We start from the raw sequence: 542 nt of genomic DNA, 5'->3' as shown, positions 1-542 counted from the left end.
CCGCCGTCCGTCGCGCAGACCGTAAACCCCGTATCTGTATGCTCCGCACCGTTGCCGGTGACGAGCTGGCCGCCCGCCGCGCCCTTGTCCGGGAATACGTGCTTTCCCTTGCCGCTCGTTTACCGTTGGCGGGGGTGTGCCATGCATAATCAGCCTGCCGCTCAGACCGTCTCAGCGCGTCGTGATGACCTCAACGTCCTCCGTGAACACCTGAGCCTCGAATCATTCCATAAACTCAACCGTGCCTGTGAAACCCTGCAGTATTTTGGCAGTGATTTACGACGCCACGAAATCAACGGTCTCAGCCAGCTTTATACCCCGCAAATCCTGAGTTATGTGCATGAAGACATCAGCCATGTGCTCGAAGAACTTAAGGCCAAAGGCCTGTGCCGTGACTTTCTCGCCACGACGTCGGGAAACGGAGGTGAGCACCATGTTTGATTTCCCTCAGCCGGGTGAAATATATCGCTGTACAGGATTTCCTGATGTGGTGGTGTCGGGCGTGCTGGCCGACGGTATTCCGTGGGATATGCCGTACCGCT

At 57.2% G+C, this 542-nt stretch carries 2 protein-coding genes; both read left to right on the top strand.

The features are described 5' to 3' along the window. Window positions 1-149: host cell division inhibitor Icd-like protein (locus OGX86_RS00310; protein ID WP_502872536.1), on the top strand; the 149-nt coding region annotated here is incomplete at its 5' end. After that, window positions 142-441, top strand: coding sequence for a derepression protein (locus tag OGX86_RS00305; RefSeq protein WP_096758178.1), 300 nt, complete (start codon window positions 142-144; stop codon window positions 439-441). The genes OGX86_RS00310 and OGX86_RS00305, both read left to right, overlap by 8 nt. The last annotated feature ends 101 nt before the right edge of the window (window positions 442-542 follow it).

This window comes from Citrobacter sp. Cpo040, from assembly GCF_030332915.1.
GTDB classification, from domain to species: Bacteria; Pseudomonadota; Gammaproteobacteria; order Enterobacterales; family Enterobacteriaceae; genus Citrobacter; species Citrobacter portucalensis.
Note: the sequence above shows the minus strand (reverse complement) of the source record. Positions and strands in the feature narration are given on the sequence as shown.

Coding starts and splice junctions, on each gene's coding strand:
- OGX86_RS00305 (WP_096758178.1), top strand. CDS start 142: ATGCATAATCAGCCTGCCGCTCAGACCGTCTCAGCGCGTCGTGATGAC.